Genomic DNA, 1,114 nt, shown 5'->3' with positions numbered 1-1,114 from the left:
TGCTGCTCAGTGTCAACTATTTCAACAAGAAAACTTAGGACAACGTTTAGTTATTGCTACCACTAACGTTAAACATCTAAGTCGTTTCCTTGAGTCTCGACGATGGCAAGATATTAGATTTTGAAATGAGGGATGTGATGTTGTTCTGTATTTTCTGAACTTTATTTCAGTGCAATTATTCCCCATGGCACAGGCATCAACTGAATCCTAACACCCATCCACGCCACACCCAGTAAGGCTAATCATAATTCCTCTATCCTTGATTAACTCTTCCCTACTCCCTACTCCCTACTCCCTACTCCCTTTTCCCTACTTCCACCATCGACTAACATCATCAACCGCTGCCACCGTTTCTCTTAGGGCTTCAATACCCCCAAACTTGATGATTAAAGGAGCTAAGTCAGGAAGAGCTTCAAGAAAATGGGGACGGGTTAGACTAGCTAAACCATCAAGAGTTTGTTGCCAAAGAGGAAAATCAACTGATGAAGGAGTTAAGGTCTTAATCAAGTCCTGTAAGGCATTGGTTCGGAATAATTGATCGGAAATCCCTCTGGCGCAATCTAAGGCTTCCGGTAACAGATCGCTTAAGTGGGGGACTAAGGCCACTAAGGCTCTGGCTCGGGAGTCTTGATCGGAAATCCCTCTGGCGCAATCTAAGGCTTCCAGTAACAGATCGCTTAAGTGGGGGACTAAGGCCACTAAGGCTTTGGCTCGGTGGTATTCAGACTTAATCCCTCTGGCGCAATCTAAGGCTTGGGTTAACAACACATCCGGTAAGTGGGGAGCTAAGGCTACTAAGGCATCGGCTCGGGAGGATTCATCGGAAATCCCTGTGGCGCAATCTAAGGCTTCCGGTAACACATCCGGTAAGTGGAGGGCTAAGGCGATTAAGGCATAGGCTCGGTATCTTTCATCGGAAATCCCTCTGGCGCAATCTAAGGCTTGGGGTAACAACACATCGGTTAAGTGGGGGGCTAAGACTACTAAGGCATGGGCTCGGTATGTTTCATTGGAAATCTCTCTGGCCCAATCTAAGGCTTGGGGTAACAACACATCGGTTAAGTGGGGGGCTAAGACTACTAAGGCATGGGCTCGGTATGTTTCATTGGAAATA

1 pseudogene is annotated in these 1,114 nt (G+C 46.7%); it reads right to left on the bottom strand.

The annotated features are described in order from the left end of the window. Positions 1–309: 309 nt before the first annotated feature. Positions 310–1,114, bottom strand: a pseudogene (locus F6J94_RS33970) (hypothetical protein); the annotation flags it as partial.

The organism is Moorena sp. SIO1F2 (genome assembly GCF_010672755.1).
In the GTDB taxonomy this organism is placed as follows: domain Bacteria; phylum Cyanobacteriota; class Cyanobacteriia; order Cyanobacteriales; family Coleofasciculaceae; genus Moorena.
This window is presented reverse-complemented; position numbering and strand designations above follow the sequence as displayed.